The 17,913-nt window shown below is 67.3% G+C and carries 18 protein-coding genes; 5 read left to right on the top strand and 13 right to left on the bottom strand.

Annotated elements, in window-relative coordinates; all coding sequences use genetic code 11:
* Window positions 1–9: 9 nt before the first annotated feature.
* Window positions 10–642, bottom strand: a complete 633-nt coding sequence (locus AC0Z9V_RS06420; protein WP_485141052.1) for a prepilin peptidase — start codon at window positions 640–642, stop codon at window positions 10–12.
* A gap of 1 nt (window position 643) precedes the next feature.
* A complete protein-coding gene (locus AC0Z9V_RS06415; protein WP_208739014.1) occupies window positions 644–2,335 on the bottom strand; it encodes an ATP-binding protein in 1,692 nt (563 codons plus the stop codon).
* A gap of 196 nt (window positions 2,336–2,531) precedes the next feature.
* On the opposite strand from AC0Z9V_RS06415, the gene AC0Z9V_RS06410 reads away from it, so the two are divergent.
* Window positions 2,532–3,332, top strand: a complete 801-nt coding sequence (locus AC0Z9V_RS06410; RefSeq protein WP_208739013.1) for a response regulator transcription factor — start codon at window positions 2,532–2,534, stop codon at window positions 3,330–3,332.
* A 62-nt stretch (window positions 3,333–3,394) separates the two neighbouring features.
* Here the strand turns inward: AC0Z9V_RS06410 and AC0Z9V_RS06405 are convergent, their stop codons facing one another.
* From AC0Z9V_RS06405 to AC0Z9V_RS06365, 9 genes are all read right to left on the bottom strand, one after another.
* Window positions 3,395–3,772 (bottom strand): Hpt domain-containing protein, encoded by a 378-nt coding sequence (locus AC0Z9V_RS06405; protein ID WP_133082425.1) that lies wholly within the window; start codon window positions 3,770–3,772, stop codon window positions 3,395–3,397.
* Between the two features lie 126 nt (window positions 3,773–3,898).
* Window positions 3,899–4,780 (bottom strand): type II secretion system F family protein, encoded by an 882-nt coding sequence (locus AC0Z9V_RS06400; protein ID WP_459287106.1) that lies wholly within the window; start codon window positions 4,778–4,780, stop codon window positions 3,899–3,901.
* Window positions 4,781–4,790: 10 nt separating this feature from the next.
* Window positions 4,791–5,717 carry a type II secretion system F family protein gene (locus tag AC0Z9V_RS06395; protein ID WP_485141283.1) on the bottom strand — a complete coding sequence of 309 codons (927 nt, stop codon included), beginning with the start codon at window positions 5,715–5,717 and terminating at the stop codon, window positions 4,791–4,793.
* 11 nt (window positions 5,718–5,728) lie between these two features.
* Entirely contained in the window at window positions 5,729–7,168 is a 1,440-nt protein-coding gene (locus tag AC0Z9V_RS06390) for a TadA family conjugal transfer-associated ATPase (RefSeq protein WP_459287104.1), read from the bottom strand.
* Window positions 7,165–8,361 (bottom strand): CpaE/TadZ family protein, encoded by a 1,197-nt coding sequence (locus tag AC0Z9V_RS06385; protein ID WP_485141051.1) that lies wholly within the window; start codon window positions 8,359–8,361, stop codon window positions 7,165–7,167. The genes AC0Z9V_RS06390 and AC0Z9V_RS06385 overlap by 4 nt, the downstream gene beginning before the upstream one ends.
* Complete coding sequence (gene cpaB / locus AC0Z9V_RS06380) at window positions 8,358–9,125, bottom strand: Flp pilus assembly protein CpaB (RefSeq protein WP_485141050.1); 768 nt, start codon at window positions 9,123–9,125, stop codon at window positions 8,358–8,360. The genes AC0Z9V_RS06385 and cpaB overlap by 4 nt, the downstream gene beginning before the upstream one ends.
* Before the next feature lie 13 nt (window positions 9,126–9,138).
* The gene (locus AC0Z9V_RS06375; RefSeq protein ID WP_485141049.1) at window positions 9,139–10,167 is read right to left on the bottom strand and encodes a pilus assembly protein TadG-related protein; all 1,029 of its coding nucleotides are present in this window, start codon (window positions 10,165–10,167) and stop codon (window positions 9,139–9,141) included.
* Window positions 10,155–10,550: a TadE/TadG family type IV pilus assembly protein gene (locus tag AC0Z9V_RS06370; protein WP_459287096.1), complete on the bottom strand. Its 396-nt coding sequence runs from the start codon at window positions 10,548–10,550 to the stop codon at window positions 10,155–10,157. Before AC0Z9V_RS06370 ends, AC0Z9V_RS06375 begins: the two co-directional genes overlap by 13 nt.
* A gap of 79 nt (window positions 10,551–10,629) precedes the next feature.
* Complete coding sequence (locus AC0Z9V_RS06365) at window positions 10,630–10,833, bottom strand: Flp family type IVb pilin (protein ID WP_485141048.1); 204 nt, start codon at window positions 10,831–10,833, stop codon at window positions 10,630–10,632.
* Window positions 10,834–11,374: 541 nt separating this feature from the next.
* Here AC0Z9V_RS06365 and rplM point away from each other — a divergent pair.
* From rplM to glmM, 3 genes are all read left to right on the top strand, one after another.
* A complete protein-coding gene (gene rplM, locus AC0Z9V_RS06360) occupies window positions 11,375–11,818 on the top strand; it encodes a 50S ribosomal protein L13 (protein WP_133082581.1) in 444 nt (147 codons plus the stop codon).
* A 40-nt stretch (window positions 11,819–11,858) separates the two neighbouring features.
* Window positions 11,859–12,356: a 30S ribosomal protein S9 gene (rpsI, locus tag AC0Z9V_RS06355; protein WP_133082432.1), complete on the top strand. Its 498-nt coding sequence runs from the start codon at window positions 11,859–11,861 to the stop codon at window positions 12,354–12,356.
* Window positions 12,357–12,466: 110 nt separating this feature from the next.
* On the top strand, window positions 12,467–13,825 hold the full coding sequence (glmM, locus tag AC0Z9V_RS06350; protein ID WP_133082433.1) for a phosphoglucosamine mutase: 1,359 nt from the start codon (window positions 12,467–12,469) through the stop codon (window positions 13,823–13,825).
* Between the two features lie 10 nt (window positions 13,826–13,835).
* Here the strand turns inward: glmM and AC0Z9V_RS06345 are convergent, their stop codons facing one another.
* Together AC0Z9V_RS06345 and nirD are read right to left on the bottom strand one after the other, a co-directional pair.
* Window positions 13,836–14,645 carry a sirohydrochlorin chelatase gene (locus AC0Z9V_RS06345; RefSeq protein WP_485141047.1) on the bottom strand — a complete coding sequence of 270 codons (810 nt, stop codon included), beginning with the start codon at window positions 14,643–14,645 and terminating at the stop codon, window positions 13,836–13,838.
* A gap of 18 nt (window positions 14,646–14,663) precedes the next feature.
* Complete coding sequence (gene nirD, locus AC0Z9V_RS06340) at window positions 14,664–15,026, bottom strand: nitrite reductase small subunit NirD (RefSeq protein WP_133082435.1); 363 nt, start codon at window positions 15,024–15,026, stop codon at window positions 14,664–14,666.
* A 222-nt stretch (window positions 15,027–15,248) separates the two neighbouring features.
* Between nirD and nirB the strand changes: the two genes are divergently transcribed.
* The gene (nirB, locus tag AC0Z9V_RS06335) at window positions 15,249–17,912 is read left to right on the top strand and encodes a nitrite reductase large subunit NirB (RefSeq protein WP_485141046.1); all 2,664 of its coding nucleotides are present in this window, start codon (window positions 15,249–15,251) and stop codon (window positions 17,910–17,912) included.
* Window position 17,913: the final 1 nt, after the last annotated feature.

The following is a 17,913-nucleotide window of genomic DNA, read 5'->3' as shown; positions in this document are numbered from 1 at the left end:
CGCTGTCACTCACCCGAGCAGCACGAAACTCCCGAAGCAAGCGAGCAGCATCCCCGGCCCGAAGGGGAAGGTGGAGCCGCGTGATCCGCGCCGCAGCAGCAGCACGGCGATACCCGCCAGTCCGCCCAGGAGGAACCCGCCGAGGAGGGTGCCCATCCAGGCGGCAGCGCCCGCCCAACCGCCGTAGACGCCGAGGACGGCGGCGAGCTTGACGTCGCCCATGCCCATGCCGGCCGGGGAGATGAGCGCGAGGACGAGATAGACCGTGAAGAGTCCGGCACCACCCGCCACGGCGCCCAGCAGGCCGCTCCAACGGCCGCTGCCGACCGCGGCAAGGACCACCAGGGGGGCGGTAGCGGCCGTGAACCGCAGCAGGACCGCGTTGGGCAGGAGTTTCGAGCGCGCGTCGATCGCCCCGAGCAGCACGCCGAACGCCGCGAGGACCGCCACGAGCGGGAGGTTCCAGGACGGCCCGACGAGCGCGGCGCCTCCTCCCGCCAGCACTGCCGTCAGAAGCGCCAGGGGCAGGCGGAGGGAACCGGGCAGGTCGATGCGGGCATCCCTGCCGGCGAGGGGGAACAGCGCGTAGGCCAGTGCCGCGGCGACGACGGCAGCGGCTACGGCAGTCAGAGCGGGGACCACCTTAGACGGACTCCTCGAGGGAATCCTGGTGCATGCGGCTCACTTCGCCGTTGGCCGGCAGCGTCACCGTGAAGCGGCTGCCCTTGCCCGGTGCGCTGACGCAGTCGATCGAGCCGCCGTGGCTCTCCACGATCGATTTCGTGATGGCCAGCCCGAGCCCGGCTCCGTCGATGTCGGCCCGGCGGGCGGCCGGTGTCCGGTAGAAGCGTGAGAACACCTGCCGGGCTTCCTGCTCCGTCATGCCCATGCCGCGGTCCTCGACGTGGAGGTCGATCGTCGACTCCGTCTCCTCCGCGCGGACGTTCACCACGCCGCCGTCGGGGGAGTACTTGATGGCGTTGGAGAGCAGGTTGTCCAGCACCTGGGAGATCCGGAGGGGATCGATCAGGGTCCAGAGGGGGCTCTGCACGTCGGACTTGAGTTTGACGTTGTTCTTCTGCGCGCGCAGCCGGTTCGACCTGACGCTCATCTCGATCAGGGCTGCCAGGTCCACGGGACGCGGATGCACCCTCACGCGGTCTCCCGCGGTGGAGAGGAGGTCGGCGACGAGGTGCAGCACCCGCTCGGCATTGCGTCCCGCCACGTCGACGTAACCCTTGAGGTGGGAGGGCAGGGGATGCTCGTCCTCCATGACCAGCTCCAGGTAGCCGAGCACGGAGGTGAGCGGGGCATGGAACTCGTGGGAGATGTTGGAGATGAAGGCGTCCTTCGCGGAGACCGCCTCCACCAGTTCGGTCACGTCGCTGCAGGCGATGAGGGCACCGGTGATGCGGCCGTCGGCGTTCTTGATGGGCCGTGCGGCGGTCGAGAGTGCGCGCTGCGCGTCACCGTCGCCCACCCAGATCAGCTGGTCCGCGAACGTCTCACCCGTCAGCGCACGGTAGATCGGCCGCCGGTCCACGGTCAGGGGGGTGGTCCGGTCCGGCCCGAAGAGCAGGCTGCCGTGCTCCTCGTCGTCGTCGTGGCCGGCGGCCAGCCTGTTGAAGAGTTCCTGCTGCCGGTTGGTGAGCGTGGTGTTGCCGTGGGCGTCCACGGCTGTGAGTCCGACGTCGACCGTGTTGAGGATCGCGGTCAGGACGCGTTCGCGGTCGATGGCGGCCCGCAGGAGGTCGTTGAGTTCCCGGTCCTTGCGTTCGATCTCGACCTCGCGTGTCTGCGCGTTGAGGCTCATCACGCGGATCGTGACGCCGATGCAGAGCATGACGATCGGCAGCAGCAGGATCCCCAGGTACGAGCGGATGAGCGCCGGGTCGAAGGTGCCCCACAACGGCCACGCCGTGATGAGCAGGGAACCGAGCACGGTGAGTGTCAGCGACGCCCACGTGGGCAGCGAGGAGCGCATGAGCCAGAGGACGGGGAAGATGGCGAGGACGCCGAGAGCCGGCTGGGTCTCCGATGCGCCGGTCCGGATCAGGGCGATCGCGATGAAGTCGAGCACGGGGACGATGAGCAGGCTGCCGGCCGGCAGCTCACGCCAGGGGACGACGAGGCAGATGGCCAGCAGCACCAGGATCATCGAGAAGCCGAGCTCGAACGTCCGGTTGGACATCAGTCCGGGCCGGAGAAGGGGCGCCGTGACACCGATGACCACGACGATCAGTGTGAGGGGGATCTGGCACAGCACGAATGAACGACTGATGGTGATCCTCGATGCCGTAGCGCGCAGCCACGCTGCACTGACATCCCTAGGCATGCACTATCCAAGGAAAGGTGAAACCCCGCATGCTGAACAACTTCCCGACGCTGAGACCTACGTACTGCCTACCATTATGTAGCCCAATCCGCGTTTTGACCGGAACCCGGCGCAAATCCGCCGCGGAGACAGGCACAATGGGATTCATGACGGATCGAACGGGCTTCAGAGCAGGCCACATGGGGGCGGGAGTCGAATGAGCGACCCGGGAGTTGCAGTGGTCATCGAGGACGACGCCGACGTGCGGAACCTCGTGGCTGCGGTCCTGAAGCAGTCGGGCTTCACCGTGCACCTGGCACCCAACGGACGGACCGGTGTGGACCTGGTCCGCACGCACGATGCGACGGTGGTGACGGTCGACGTGGGTCTGCCGGACATCGACGGGTACGAGGTCCTGCGGCGCATCCGGAGTTCCAGCAACTGCTACGTGGTGATGCTGACCTCCCGCGGGGACGAGCTGGACACGCTCACCGCCCTGCAGTCCGGGGCCGACGACTACCTGACCAAGCCCTTCCGCCCGCGGGAGCTCCGCGCGCGGATCGCGGCCATGCTCCGACGTCCCCGTGCGGTCCCCGAACCGGTAGCGGTCTCCCCGGCGGCCGTGTCGGTTCCCGCGCCCGCTGCGGCTGCTGCTCCGGCCGCTCCCGCGCCGGCACCTGAGCCGTCCCCGGTCCTCGAACACAACGGACTGGCGCTGAACACCGCCGCCCGCACCGTCGTCGTGGACGGGCGGGACCTGCCGCTGACGCGCAGCGAGTTCGACCTGCTGGCCGAGATGCTGCGGAGCAGCGGGGCCGTGAGGACCAAGGCAGACCTGGTGAGGGTGGTCCGTGGGGACTACTACGGCGAGGACACCTACATCAGCGATTCCGACGAGCGGGCCATCGAGGTGCACATCGGGAACCTCCGCCGGAAGCTGGACGAGGACCCGAAGAACCCCCGGTGGCTGCAGACCGTCCGCGGCGTGGGCTACCGGCTCACGCCTGCCCGTCCCTGATCGCCCTACCCCCCCGGCGGCCTGCAGGCGGAACTCTTCGACGCGATGTCCCAGACGACGTCTCAGGCCGACGCGAGGTAGCGGGACTCGAGCTCGTCGATGGTGTCCATGCCGCAGCGCTCGATCGCGGGAAGTGCCCTCCGGGCCGTATCCAGGTCCGCCGAGGTGACAGCGGTCTCGAAGCTCGCAGCCATCGCGGAGAGCCGCGCTGCGCCGACCATCGTCGACGAGTTGCGCAGGCTGAGGGCGGCATCGATGGCGGCGGGCAGGTCCCGGTTCCCCACGGAGCTGGAGAGGCGGAGGTAGCGATCCTCGAAGCCCGTGATGTAGTCGCGAGCGAAGGCCCGAGCGGGTCTGGGGTCGTTCAGCTGTCGCTCGAGCTGGGACAGCACGGTGAGGTCCACCAGTGGCAGGACCTTCGGGGTAGCGTTCGGAAGCACCATGTCAGGCTACGGCCGGAAGCCGATGAGATAACGGGAATCGGCTGATGCTGAGGGATAACTGCGCAATTGCTTTCCTGTTCTCCTGATTCGGTGCGGAGGCCCGGCGCTCTTGAGGGAAAGCGCCTATTGGCCTGCAAAGGTGTCGATGACGTTGAGTGCCGCGGGGCCCAGGATGACGATGAACAGGACGGGGAAGATGAACAGCAGCAGTGGGAAGAGCACCGACACTGGTAGCTTCATTGCTTTCTCCTCGGCGCGCTGGCGCCGCTTCACGCGCATGACCTTGGCCTGGGTGCGCAGCACGCCGGACAGTGCGATGCCGTAGGCATCGGCCTGCACGATGGCCTTGACGAAGCTGCGGAGTTCCGGGATGGTACTTCGTTCCGCCATGGCGAGATAGGCCTCTCGTCGGCTACGCCCCACCTGCATATCCTGCAGCGTCCGCACCAGCTCGTCCGCGAGAGGCCCTTTACCGGTCTCACCGGCTCGCTGCATCGCGCTCTCGAAGCCTAGCCCCGCCTCGACGGAGATGAGCATCTGGTCGAGCGTATTCGCGAGCTCGAGGGCCATGGCCTTCTGCCGCTCCTGGCCCCTGCTGTACAGGAGGAGATCCGGGACGAAGTAGCCAAGGATCGTGATGAAGATTGCCAGAAGCACGAACGTCCCACTGGAATTGGACTGCAGCAGTAGCAAACCGGCGATACCGCCGGCAAATCCGAGGAGCGGCTTGGCCGCAAGGACCTTCGCCAGGGGGAGGGACGCTGGTCGTCCCGCGAGGGCCAGTAGGTAATCGAGCTTCGCCGCGTATGCCTGTGGTGTCGCCCGACGCCCGATTTGGAGCAGAGGATTCGGCCTCTCGACAGAGGTGGATGCCAAACCCATACCCTGGTTCAGGTTGTGCTGGACCGAGCGCCGCATTCTTGTGTCCGATGTGAGCAGAGACCACGTGAAGTAGCCGATCGGCGCCGAGACCATCAGCAGTGAGGTGAGCAGGATCAAGTTCACGATGCTTCCCTCAGAACTTCAAGTCGATGATTTTGCGTAACCAGAGTCCACCGATTGTCATCATGACGGCGGCGACGCCGAGCATGACCCACCCCAGGGGCTTGATGAAGAGCACGTCTATGTATCCCGGGCTCACTACCGTCAGGACGAGCGCGATTCCGAAGGGTAGAGCTGCCAGGATGTAGGCGGAGAACTTACCTTCCGCCGCGAGGGCTTTGATCTGCCCCTTGATCTCGGTCCGCTCACGAATGGTGTGTCCCACCTCGTCGAGCACCTCGGCCAGGTCCCCGCCCACCTCACGATTGATCTGGATGGCTTGAGCGATCCACTCGAAATCCTCGCTCCGCATGCGGTGCGAGGTGTCGATGAGGGAGGCCAGCAGGTCCTTCCCGAGACTCGTCTCGGCGATGATGCGGCGCATCTCCTCGGACGTCGGGCTGTCGGCTTCCGTGGCAGCGGCATCGATGGCGCGGAGGATACTGTGCCCGGCTCGCAGGCCACCGGTGAGGAGCTGGAGCGTGTCTCCGAGTTGGGCGTCGAAACGATGGCGTCGCCGCCCCGACAGGAAGGACACTGTGACGTGCGCCATTCCGGGGGAGAGCAGCAACAGCAGGACACCGGCCGCTGGGCCGATCAGCACCCAGCCCAGCACCAAGCCTGTGGCTGCGGCGAGGATCACGAGGAGGTACACATCGGCCTGGCTCAGTCTGACGCCTGCCGTCTCCAGGGTGCTTCGGTCCAGGAATCGTTTTGGATTCCGGCGCAGGTAGGAATCCACGGCACGGCCTGCTGCACCTGCGAAGCGCGACAGCTGTGAATGCTGCTGCTCGAGGGGCGGGCGACGGCGGTCCAGTGGAACAGGGGACTGCAGTGGGCGGAGGGCCATAAGGGTCAGCGCGATGGCGCCGACAACGAGCAGGACGCCGCCCAGCAGCATGGTCACCGGGGTCACCGTCCCCGGACGGGAACCGACCCGAAAACGGCGGGCGAGACAGTGATGCCCATGTCCTCGAAGCGCTCCATGAAGCGGGGACGAATACCTGTCGGTACGGGCTTCCCGAGGAAGCGGCCCTTGTGATCGACCCCAGCGGAGTAGTCGAAGACAAAGGCGTCCTGCAGTGTGACGACGTCGCCTTCCATGCCCTGCACCTCGGTGACGTGCGTGATGCGGCGCGTGCCATCCCGCAGTCGCGAGATCTGGACCACCAGGTTGACAGCGGACGCCAGTTGCTCGCGGATGGCACGGAGCGGGAGGTCCATGCCCGCCATGAGGACGAGCGTCTCGAGGCGCGCGACAGCGTCCCTCGGTGAGTTGGCGTGGACCGTGGACAGTGACCCGTCATGGCCCGTGTTCATGGCCTGCAACATATCCAGGGACTCGCCGCCACGCACCTCGCCGATCACGATGCGGTCGGGCCGCATACGCAGCGAGTTACGGACCAGGTCACGGATGGTGACGGCGCCCTTTCCCTCGGTGTTCGGCGGGCGGCTCTCGAGGCGCACCACGTGTTCCTGCTGGATCTGGAGCTCGACGGCGTCCTCGATCGTGACGATTCGCTCATTCCCTGGAAGGAACGATGACAGCACGTTGAGCAGTGTCGTCTTTCCGGTACCGGTGCCGCCTGAGACGATGATATTGAGCTTCGCCTTCACGCAGGCATCGAGCAGTTCCGCCATCTCCGGGGTGAGCGTGCCGAAGTCGATCAGGTTCTGCACCGTCAGCGGGACCTTGCTGAACTTGCGGATGGTGAGCGAGGACCCATTGACTGCGAGCGGCGGGATGACCGCGTTGACGCGCGAACCGTCCTCCAGGCGCGCATCGACGAAGGGTGACGACTCGTCGATGCGGCGACCGACCTTCGAGACGATCCGCTCGATGACTCTGCGCAGGTGCTCCTCCGAGCTGAATCGGGAGTCGCTCAGTGTCAGGTGGCCCTTCTGCTCGACGTAGATCTGGTCCATCCGGTTGACCATGATCTCGGTGACCGAGGGGTCGTCGAGGAGGCGCTGCAACGGCCCGAAACCGAGCACGTCGTCGGCCACATCCCGGATGAGGCGGCGACGTTCGTCTGGACTGAGCGGCACCTGTTCGGCATCGATGATCTGGCTCAGTTCCTCGCGGGCAACAATCTTAAGGTCGTCCTCGCTGATGGTGGTGTCACTCGCGCGGGTGCCCATGCGCTCGAAGAGGGCGGACGCGGCGCGCTGTTTCAGCCCGGCGAAGACGTCGACCTTCGCCGTGCCGGGCTTCTCCGCGGCGTCGAGGATGATCGCGGGAGCGAGCGTTGCCGATCGGGGCTCCTCTGGCTTCGCTCCGGCAGCCGTCGGTTCGACGGCTGCGGGGGTGGGGGAAATCCCTGCGGCTTGGATGCGGGCCGAGAGCTTCATCGAACCACCACGCGCCGGTGGAGCTTGCGTTGTGATTTCGCGCGCCACTCGTGGTCGAAGCGCTGCACCAGATCGTTGAGGCTCTTCGTCGCAGGGTCCCGGACCTTGTCCTGCAGCAGGGGGACGCCGCGATTGGTGGCTAGGGAGATAGCTCGGGAACGCGGAATCGAGACGTCGACGGGTGCTGCGAGGGTCGCCTCGATGTCCTGCACGGAGAGCCCGGTCTTGGCATCCGCGAAGTTGAGGACGACATGACGGGTCTCCGGCATCAGGTTGAGTTGATTCAGTACGTCGAGTCCCGTTCGTAGGCCTCTGACGCTGGGAACATCCATGCCGGTGACCCACACGGCGTCCGTGCACTGCTCCAAGGCGGCAAGGCTCGGTTCCGTCAGCCCGGGACCGGTATCGACGACGACATACCGGAACTCGAGGGCGAGCTGCTGGATGAGGCGGGTGATCTGCTCCGAGGATATCCGGTCGGCATCGGCAGGGTTGCGTGGACCGCACAGGGCGTAGATGCCCGAGGGGTGCGCAGTGAGGAACGCCTTGAGCACCATCGAGTCCTGCGTCGCGGCACCCGAGACGGCATCGAGCACCGAGTATTCGGGGTTGAGGTAGAGGCCCGTCCCGACGTCGCCGAACTGCAGGTCCAGGTCGACGATGACCACGCTCATCGGGGCGATCTTGCCGAGACCGACCGCGAGGTTGGTGGCGATGGTCGTTTTGCCCACACCGCCCTTGGGGGAGAAGACCCCGATGACCAGTCCGCTCTGCTTCTCGCCAGAAAGCTGCGTGTCGGAGCGCTGTCGGGTGGCGAAGGCCTGGCAGGCGCGTTCGAGCTGAGCCCTGATGCTGGCTACGTCTGCCAGGGGCGAGAGGATGTCTCGGACGCCGGCCCGCATTGCCTGCAGGGCGATCTCGGGATGGTCGTCGTGGACCAGCACCACGCTGATTTCCGGGAACTTCACGTCCACGATGATCGCGAGGCGCAGGGCGTCTTCCAACGCGATTCCCGGCCCGAAGACCAGCACTTCGGGCCGCTCGAGGGCGAGCTGGTCGAAGATCGCGTCGGAGTCCCCGGACAGGATGGTCGCGGGCAGGCTCTTGACGTGGCCCTGCAAGCCACCTGCGACGGCGAGGCGGATTTTCTGCTCGAAGTCGGAGCTGGGGGTGATCAGGACGAATCTGCTCATCGGTACAGGTCCTTGTTTCCGATAGTGATGGGTTCAGGGCTTTCCGTTGCGGTGGTCGGTTCCTTGCTGAGCCAGACCAGGCCGAACTCGTTGCCGAAGACGAGTCGGGTTGCCTGGTCCTCCGTGACGGCGACGGTCAGGAGTAGCGAGCCGGATGGAAGCGCCTCAGCTTGTGCCCGAGCTTGTTCTTCCGGCGCCGCTGCAGGATCGATCTCGGCTTCGACGGCGGCACGCTGTACGGCCGTGACCAACACTTTGTGGAGAACCAACTGCGTCGACTCCAGCTCAGAACCAGCCGGTCGGACTCCCGGTTCCATCGAGATGAAGATGCCGACGGTATCTCCCGCTTGGATACTTCCACCCACGGCGCGGTGCGGCTCCAAAGCAAAAGACACCTCCTGGAGGCCCTCGGGCACGGGGGATCTGCCCGTGAGATCGATGCTCTCCGGTTCGATGAGGCGCTCGGTCATTAGCTGCTCACCGGGAACCAGATCGACCGCGGTGACTTTGCCTCCCGAGGAATCGAGGTCCCTGAGCGCGGAGCCGCTGACCGCGGTTGCAGGCAGGCGCTCAGTGGTGAGGAAGGGCAGAAGGTCTTCCGATGGAGTGCCGGCCGGAACCGCAGTAGCCACGACGAGCACATCGACGGGCTCGAGGCCCTCGACGGCTCGGGCCTCGGCGTTCTGGGCGTAGCCGAACAGCATGATGGCGCCGATGAGGGCGAGGACGACGGAAGCGACGCCGGCCAGAAGGCGGGATTTCATGTGCTGCTCTTTCTCAAAGCGTCAGCCGGATGACAGCTGTGCCCATCGTGGGGTTGTAGGGGCCGAACGTATAGGCGTCGTCGAGGGACACCATCTTGATGAATTTTCCGATGATGCCGATGCATTTCACCGTGTCGCATTTGTAGCCCGGGTAGTAGTTGTCGCGGAACGAATCCGGGTAGGCCGAACTGCCCTCCTGCTTGAATTTCCAGCCGTGCACTTCGAATGCGGCGAAGCCGATGAGGTGATAGACCCCGTTGTTGCCGCTGTCGGTGACGTTGTCGTAGATCGGGAAGAGTCCTGTCGGCGGGTCTCCTGCTTCTATCTTGGCCCGCCATTCGTCGAGGAGGCTCCTGCAATTCGGGGGTGCTCCGTTGTTGCCGGTGTTGCTTCCCGTGGCGCTCTTCGTGATGTCGACCATGGCTTCGCACTTGCCGGGCATTTGATCAAGGCTGCCGAACCCGCCAGGGGGACCTCCGGCGCAGGCCGGCGTGCCGTCCGATTTTTTGCGGTACTCCACGACCTGCCAGCCGGGTCCGTCCCTGAGCTCGCATTCGGAGAAGGTGATGGGGAATGGAGCCGGTCCGGCTGTCGGGCTACCCCAGGTGGCGGTCGAAGATGCTGTCACTTCCGTCGAGGCGAGTCCGAGTGCTTTCGCGAAGATGAGGGAGACATGGTTGGGTGACTGTCCACTCTCCGAGGCCCCGGCGGTCACCGTCACTCTTCGCAGGGAGCTGTCGACCACGATGCCCTTGATATTGCTTCTATCATCGAGTGCATTTTTGTTGGTGAGATTTCGCGCGAGATCGGGAGCTCCCGTACAACTGGCGGCGGCTGTATCGAGGGAACATTTCTGGGCCATCGCCAAGGCAGCGGCGTCAGCTCCGTTTTGCAACTGTGCCCGTTCGGCATAGACCATGCCGACGTCGATGGCCAAGGCCGCGAAGGCAAGCAAAACGACCATGACCAGGGCGACGATGACGCTGATTGCGCCACCTTCGTCTCGACGTGAGTGCTTGAAAAATCCTGTCAGCCACCGCACAGCATGACTCCTTTGCCACGCAGGGCGAACGGCGTAGCGATTCCGGTGAGAGTGGTCATGGTGTACCTGATCGTCACTGTGACGGTGCTGTTGACCGGACAAGTGTTCGCGGCGCCGCTCGGAGACCGCGTGACGGTGAAGTTGGCGGAGGTGAGGTTCGGGCTGAGCACGTCGGCAGCAGTAATCGCCCTGTTGATCGCTACTGTGTCATTCTTCCCGATCGCGACAACCCGGACGGCTTCGCGCGCAGCACTCGTGAGCGTCACCTGAGCGTTGTACGCCCGGCCCACCTCGATGATGCCGAACATGAGGAGGATCAGGATCGGGAGAACCAGGGCGAGTTCGACGGCGACTGCGCCGCGCTCGTTTATCTTCGACGCCATGATTGCTCCCTAATGACGTTGGGCGGCGGCCTTCGCGCCGCCGCCCAACGAGTTACTCTGCCTGATCTGAAGGTTGCCGCTAGATCGTCAGCTGGGCGAACAGCCCGGTGAAGAACGTATTGAGTGCTCCGCCGAAGAGCGTGACGCCGCCGACGAGGACCACAGCGATGAGCGCGACCATGATGCCGTACTCGACGGCGGTGGCGCCGGTCTCCTCACGGCGGAGGCGGGACTGGACGGTGAAACCGAGGGTGTGCAGGCTAGCTGCGAGGTGAGCGATCATGATGAAACTCCTGAGGGGACGGAAGTACGGCTGACCCAGCGCCAGCACTGCCAGAAAGCTAGCAACCGAATCCCTTCAGAATCGGTAGTTGATCCGATCCTGAGAGAATCGACGCAATCCTGTACCCGGCATGCGCAGAACCTGCGCTCGCCCTGCCCGTTGGCGGTGCTTGTCCCGTTTCCTGCAGGTGCGCGCCGGCGCGGCGTTGCACGCCGGCAAACCCGAGCCCGGCCCCCCCCGGGCAGCATCGCCGGCCGGCGAAGCGGCGGACGGGCGAAGGAGCAGGCCATTTTGACCTGGGGCACGGCGCAGGATAACCTTGGTAGTCGTTGTGCGTATCCCAGCTCGATACGTCTGCGCCCCACGGAGCGGTTCAGTTGCAGAACCACCTGGCCCGGGGGCGGAGCCGAGATTTACGGGATAACTGGTCGTATTTCAGCCCTCACCTGAAGTTCCGGTAGCGCATGAATAAGCTGAGCCCGCGGGCACGGAGATCTCCGTGGATGCGGGCGACACCGAAATAGAAACGAAGGCCAACACCGTGCGTACGTACACCCCGAAGCCAGGCGATATCTCCCGCCAGTGGCACGTCATCGACGCCACTGACGTAGTCCTAGGCCGTCTTGCCAGCCAGACCGCAACACTGCTGCGCGGAAAGCACAAGCCGACCTTTGCCCCCCATATCGACATGGGCGATTTCGTCATCATCATCAACGCAGAGAAGGTAGCGCTCACCGGCTCCAAGCTGGAGCAGAAGCGCGCCTACCGCCACTCCGGTTACCCGGGCGGCCTGAAGTCGACCAGCTACGTCGAACTCCTGGACAAAAACCCGGAGCGCGCCGTCGAGAAGGCCATCCGTGGCATGCTCCCCAAGAACTCGCTGGCAGCACAGCAGATCGGCAAGCTGAAGGTCTACCGCGGCGCCGAGCACCCCCACGCCGCACAGCAGCCCAAGACGTTCGAAATCACCCAGGTCGCCCAGTAGTCCTGGCCACCAACACTAAGAAATCACTTCAAGGAGAACCGTGGCTCAGAACACTGAAGAGCTGAATGAACCCACTGAGGAGCTCACGAGCTACACCTCAGAGTCCACCGATGCCAGCGAGGCCACCACGAAGGAGCGCCCTGCGCTGACCGTCGGCGGCGGAGCGGTCGGACGCCGCAAGGAAGCAGTCGCCCGCGTGCGCCTCGTCCCCGGCACCGGCAAGTGGATCGTCAACGGGCGCGAGCTCGCCGACTACTTCCCGAACAAGCTGCACCAGCAGGAAGTCAATGACCCGTTCAAGCTCCTCGAGCTCGACGGCGCCTACGACGTCATCGCACGCATCCACGGTGGTGGACCCTCCGGCCAGGCCGGCGCCCTCCGTCTCGGTGTCGCACGGACGCTCAACGAGATCGACCGCGAGAACAACCGCCCCGCCCTCAAGAAGGCAGGCTTCCTGACTCGTGACGCCCGCGTCATCGAGCGCAAGAAGGCCGGTCTCAAGAAGGCCCGCAAGGCGCCTCAGTACTCCAAGCGCTAAGCCTGGGGACACGCGCAGATGCCCGTCCGGACTTCCGGGCGGGCATCGTGCTTTAACCTTGTTGGGACCCACCTCAGTGGTGTCATGTTCTTCACCTAGGATGATCAACGATGAGCAAGTTATTCGGCACCGACGGCGTGCGCGGTCTGGCCAACGGCCTGATCACGGCGGAACTCTCCCTTCAGCTGGCCCAGGCGGCCGCCGTCGTGCTCGGGCACAACGCCGTCGCCGGTGACCGCCGGCCCACCGCGGTGATCGCCCGTGATCCTCGTATCAGCGGCGAGTTCATCGCCGCAGCCGTCGAGGCGGGCCTCGCGAGTTCCGGTGTCGACGTCTACGACGCGGGGGTCCTCCCCACGCCCGCCGCGGCGTTCCTGGTGGCCGACCTCGACGCGGACTTCGGCGTCATGATCTCCGCCTCGCACAACCCGGCCCCGGACAACGGCATCAAGTTCCTCGCCCGTGGCGGCAAGAAGCTCAGCGACGCGCTCGAGGACGCCATCGAGGACGAGATGGCGAACCCCCGGCACCGCCCGGTGGCCGGCGACGTGGGACGGATCCAGCGCTTCGCCGACGCCGAGGACCGCTACGTGGTCCACCTGCTGCAGACCCTCCCGCACCGCCTCGAGGGACTCAAGGTGGTCCTCGACTGTGCGCACGGCGCGGCGAGCGGTTGTTCCCCGGAGGTGTTCCGGCACGCCGGCGCGGACATCGTGGTGATCGGTGCCGATCCGGACGGCGTCAACATCAACGACGGCTACGGCTCCACCCACCTCGAGAAGCTCCAGGCCGCCGTCCTCGAGCACGGCGCCGACCTGGGCATAGCCCACGACGGCGACGCCGACCGGTGCCTCGCGGTGGACCACGAGGGCACGGTGGTCGACGGCGACCAGATCATGGCTGTCATGGCACTGGCCATGAGGGATGCCGGGAAGCTCCGGGAGGACACGCTCGTGGCCACCGTCATGAGCAACCTCGGACTGAAGATCGCGCTGCGCGAGGCGGGCATCACCATCAAGGAGACCGGCGTCGGTGACCGCTACGTCCTCGAGGGCATGCGCGACGGCGACTACAGCCTCGGCGGCGAGCAGTCCGGCCACGTCATCTTCGCCGAGTACGCCACCACCGGCGACGGCGTCCTCACCGGCCTCCAGCTCGCGGCACGCATGGCCGCGACCGGCAAGAGCCTCAAGGAACTCGCGGCCGTGATGACGAAACTCCCGCAGGTGCTCATCAACGTCAAGGGGGTGGACCGCACGGCGGCCACCTCGGACGAGGGTGTGCAGGAGGCTGTCCGGGAGGCCGAGGCGATCTTGGGTGAGACCGGACGCGTGCTGCTGCGCCCGTCCGGCACGGAGCCCGTGGTGCGCGTCATGGTCGAGGCGGGCGACACCGGCACGGCCCAGCGCATCGCCGAGGACCTGGCCGCCACGGTACAGGAACGCCTCTCCCTCGAGCCCGTCGCGTAGCAGCGCCGCGTCAGACCGGCTGGGTCGCCGCACTCCGCACGCAGGTCAGGACCAGGGCCCGGCACGGACGCCGGCATACAACCCCCGGCTGCGGACCACCCGCGAGCAGGCGCGCCACGGCGTCGTCGTACCGGTCGAGCGCGATCTCCGCGATCGCCGGATCCGGCAGCAGCGGCGCGCTGACGACGTCGGCGCCCGCCTTCGCCAACTGGTCGTGGAAATACCCGGGAGCCAGCAGGTAGGAGGCCAGGGCCACAGGCCCCGACCCGACCGAGCGGTAGGACGCGACGGCGTCGGGCACGGACGGCGAGGCCTTCGAACCGAACCCCGCATGCACAGGACCCGTGCGGCCCTCGGCGAGGACGGGCAGCACCTCGGCGACATCCTCCGCGGCGCAGGCATCGGAGGACCCGGCGGCAGCCAGGACCACGGGGTCGTCGTCCGATACGCCCGCTTCGAGCAGCCGCTGCTGCAGCACGGAGGCCAGGCGCGGATCCGGCCCCAGCGGCAGGGCCGCCACCGTGCCCGGCCTGCCCGCAGCAGCGCGCGCGATGTCCACCTTCACGTGGTAGCCGACGGAGAGCAGCAGGGGGACGATGACCGCCGTGCGCCCGGGCGGCAGTGCCGCGACGACCTCCACGAGATCGGGATCCTGCACATCGACGTACGCCTCGAGGACCTCGAGCCCCGGACGCAGGGCCTCGATGCCGGAGCGCACGGCGTCGACCTCAAGGCGCCCCTGGGTGTTGTCGGTGCCGTGCGAGCAGGCGATCAGGACGGGCGCTGTGGACCCGGACGGGGAAGCGGTCATGGCAGCCATTGAAGCACCCGCTGCGCCTCAGGCGGCAACGCCGACCTCGACGACCCCGTCCACGCACCGGACGGGATACGCACGCAGACCCGGCCCTCCCGAGAGGCACGCCCCGGTCGCCAGGTCGTAGACCTCCTTGTGCAGGGGAGAGGCGATCGTCGCCGTCGTGCCGCGCGATCCCACGATGCCCCGCGCCATGACGGCGGCCCGCGTCCGGGGGTCGATGTTGCCCACGGCGTGGAGCAGGTTCCCCGGCAACCGGAACAGCGCGACCTGTTCCTGGCCGACGAGGGCCGCCTCTCCCCAGCATTCCTCGAGGTCGTCGAGGTGGCAGACGGCGACCCAGCCGGCGCTGGATGCGGCAGGACGCTGCAGTACGAGTTCGGTCATGGCATTCCCCTCGGTGGTGCGGTGGGACCAACGCTAGGCAGCGGACGTGTCGCCTGCGTCCCGGCGCTGTTGCGGCCGGGTAACTTGCGCCTCACCGGCCCTCCGACCATCCGTGAGCCCGAAGTTAACTTTGCGATACATCCGCGACACACAGGAGTAATTGCCCCTTCGTACGGTGGAACCGGACGCGGGACCGCCCCGGCCCCGGACGGAAGGCACACCATGAGCGAGAACCGAGCAGCCCGGCCCGCCGACGCCGTCCCGGCATCCGACCGGCGCATCGTCGTCGTCGGGGGCGGGCCGGCAGCCCACCGGCTCGTCGAGGCCCTGTGGCGGCGCGGCACCGACGGCCTCTCCGTCACCGTGCTCACCGAGGAGCCGCACGCGCCCTACGACCGCGTCGCGCTGAGCAGCGCCCTGCTCCACGACGTCGACCTCGGCCTCGGCGAGCCGCTCATGTGGCGCGAACCGGCCATCCGGCTCGTCACGGGGGAGCGCGCCGTCCGGTTGGACCTCGCCGCACGGTGCGTCGTCGGCGCGTCGGGCGAGAAGTACGCCTACGACGACGTCGTACTCGCCACCGGATCCGACGCCGTGCGGCTGCCCCTGCCGGGCGGGGAGCACGCCGCGGTGTACAGGACGCTCGACGACGTCCAGTGGCTCCGCTCGGAGACCGCACGCCTCGCCGCCGAGCTCGGCAGGACTCCACACGCCGTCGTCATCGGCGGCGGACTCCTCGGCCTCGAGGCCGCCGGCGGACTGCAGCAGCTCGGCGCCGCGTCGACCGTGGTGAACCGGGCCGGCTGGCTCATGAACGCCCAGCTCGACCAGGGCGGCGGGCAGGCGCTGGGCCGCCTCATCGCGGCCAAGGGGCTGGGCATCCACTGCGGCGGGTCGCCGACGTCCATCGACACGGACGACGACGGCCGGGTCACGGGTGTGGCGCTGAGCGACGGAACGGTGCTGCCGGCCGACCTCGTGGTGTTCGCGGTGGGCATCCGGCCGCGCGACGAACTCGCGCGGCACGCGGGGCTCGAGGTGGCGCCCCGCGGCGGCGTCGTCATCAGCGCGGCGTGCGAGACCGCGATGCCCGGAGTCTGGGCGATCGGCGAGGTGGCCAGCTACGAGGGCGTCAGCATGGGCCTCGTGGCACCCGCGAACGCGATGGCCGAGGTCTGCGCCGACGGGATCCTCGGCGGTGTGTCCACGTTCCCCGGCTTCGACACGGCCACCAAGCTCAAGCTCTCCGGCGTGGAGGTCGCGAGCTTCGGGGACGCGCTCGCGGACACCGAGGGCAGCCTGGAGATCGTCTACGCGGACCCGGCGCGCGGGCTCTACCAGAAGCTCGTGGTCACCGACGACGCGAAGACGCTGCTCGGCGGCATCTTCGTCGGCGACGCCGCACCCTACTCCGCCCTCCGGCCCCTGCTGGGCCGGGAGCTTCCGGCGGAGCCGGGTGCGTACCTGTCCTCGGCCGGTGGCGGCGAGGCGCCGCCGTCGGAACTGCCCGACGACGTCATCCTCTGCTCGTGCAACAACGTCACCGCAGGCGCCTGCCGCTCGGCGGTCCACGGGGGAGGGGAGGACGGCGGCGCCGCGGAACCGGCGCTGGACCTGCCGGCCCTCAAGGCCTGCTCGCGGGCCGGGACCCAGTGCGGCTCCTGCGTGCCGATGCTCAAGAAGCTGCTCGACAGCGAGCTCACCAAGGCCGGCCGGACCGTCCCGAAGGGCATCTGCGAGCACTTCGCGATGTCGCGTCCGGAGCTGTTCGAGGCCATCCAGGCGCTCGACCTCGGCTCCTTCCAGGACATCCTCGGCCGCTTCGGCGCGACGGACGAGGCCAGGGCCGGCCACGGCTGCGACATCTGCAAGCCGGCCATCGGCTCGATCCTCGCCACGCAGCGCGGGGAGTACGTGCTCGACGGCGGCCGCGGCACGCTGCAGGACACCAACGACCGCGCCCTCGCGAACATGCAGCGCAACGGCACCTACTCGGTGGTGCCGCGCATCCCCGGCGGGGAGATCACGCCCCAGAAGCTCGCCGTGATCGCGCAGGTCGCCGAGCAGTTCGGCCTGTACGTCAAGCTGACCGGTGCGCTGAGGATCGACCTCTTCGGGGCCCGGCTGGAGCAGCTGCCGGAGATCTGGAAGATCCTCGTGGAGGCCGGGTTCGAGTCCGGGCAGGCCTACGGCAAGGCCCTGCGGAACGTGAAGTCCTGCGTCGGGTCCACCTGGTGCCGGTTCGGCGTGCAGGACTCGGTCGCCATGGCGATCGACCTGGAGCTGCGCTACCGCGGGCTCCGCGCACCCCACAAGTTCAAGATGGGCGTCTCGGGCTGTGCCCGGGAGTGCGCCGAGGCACGGAGCAAGGACGTCGGCGTGATCGCCACCGACCAGGGCTGGAACCTGTACGTCGGCGGCAACGGCGGCTTCCAGCCCGCCCACGCACAGCTGCTCGCCCAGGACCTCGACGGTGCAACCCTCATCCGCTACATCGACCGGTACCTCATGTACTACATCCGCACCGCGGACCGCATGCAGCGGACGGCCCGCTGGATGGACGACCTCGAGGGCGGCCTCGACCACGTGCGGGACGTGGTCGTGAACGACTCCCTCGGGATCGCGGAGGACCTCGAAGCCGCGATGGCCCGGCACGTCGAACACTACGAGGACGAATGGGCGGCGACGCTGAAGGACCCCGACCGGCTCCGCCGCTTCCGTTCCTTCGTCAACGCCCCCGACGCCGCGGACCAGTCGATCGTCCTCGTGGAGGAACGCGGGCAGCAGCGCCCCGCCACCCCCGCGGAGATCGAGGCCGGAGCCGGCCGCGTGGGACTCGGTACGGCGATCCCCGTCCGCACCGCAACCGGAACCCTGGAGGGCTGAA

It is taken from the genome of Arthrobacter sp. UYP4, assembly GCF_057291175.1.
The sequence above is the reverse complement of the archived record's forward strand: the minus strand, read 5'-3'. Positions and strand labels throughout refer to the sequence as shown.

Coding starts and splice junctions, on each gene's coding strand:
- AC0Z9V_RS06415 (WP_208739014.1), bottom strand. CDS start 2,335: ATGCCTAGGGATGTCAGTGCAGCGTGGCTGCGCGCTACGGCATCGAGG.
- AC0Z9V_RS06410 (WP_208739013.1), top strand. CDS start 2,532: ATGAGCGACCCGGGAGTTGCAGTGGTCATCGAGGACGACGCCGACGTG.
- AC0Z9V_RS06395 (WP_485141283.1), bottom strand. CDS start 5,717: ATGCTGCTGGGCGGCGTCCTGCTCGTTGTCGGCGCCATCGCGCTGACC.
- AC0Z9V_RS06390 (WP_459287104.1), bottom strand. CDS start 7,168: ATGAAGCTCTCGGCCCGCATCCAAGCCGCAGGGATTTCCCCCACCCCC.
- AC0Z9V_RS06385 (WP_485141051.1), bottom strand. CDS start 8,361: ATGAGCAGATTCGTCCTGATCACCCCCAGCTCCGACTTCGAGCAGAAA.
- cpaB (WP_485141050.1), bottom strand. CDS start 9,125: ATGAAATCCCGCCTTCTGGCCGGCGTCGCTTCCGTCGTCCTCGCCCTC.
- AC0Z9V_RS06370 (WP_459287096.1), bottom strand. CDS start 10,550: ATGGCGTCGAAGATAAACGAGCGCGGCGCAGTCGCCGTCGAACTCGCC.
- AC0Z9V_RS06365 (WP_485141048.1), bottom strand. CDS start 10,833: ATGATCGCTCACCTCGCAGCTAGCCTGCACACCCTCGGTTTCACCGTC.
- glmM (WP_133082433.1), top strand. CDS start 12,467: ATGAGCAAGTTATTCGGCACCGACGGCGTGCGCGGTCTGGCCAACGGC.
- AC0Z9V_RS06345 (WP_485141047.1), bottom strand. CDS start 14,645: ATGGCTGCCATGACCGCTTCCCCGTCCGGGTCCACAGCGCCCGTCCTG.
- nirD (WP_133082435.1), bottom strand. CDS start 15,026: ATGACCGAACTCGTACTGCAGCGTCCTGCCGCATCCAGCGCCGGCTGG.
- nirB (WP_485141046.1), top strand. CDS start 15,249: ATGAGCGAGAACCGAGCAGCCCGGCCCGCCGACGCCGTCCCGGCATCC.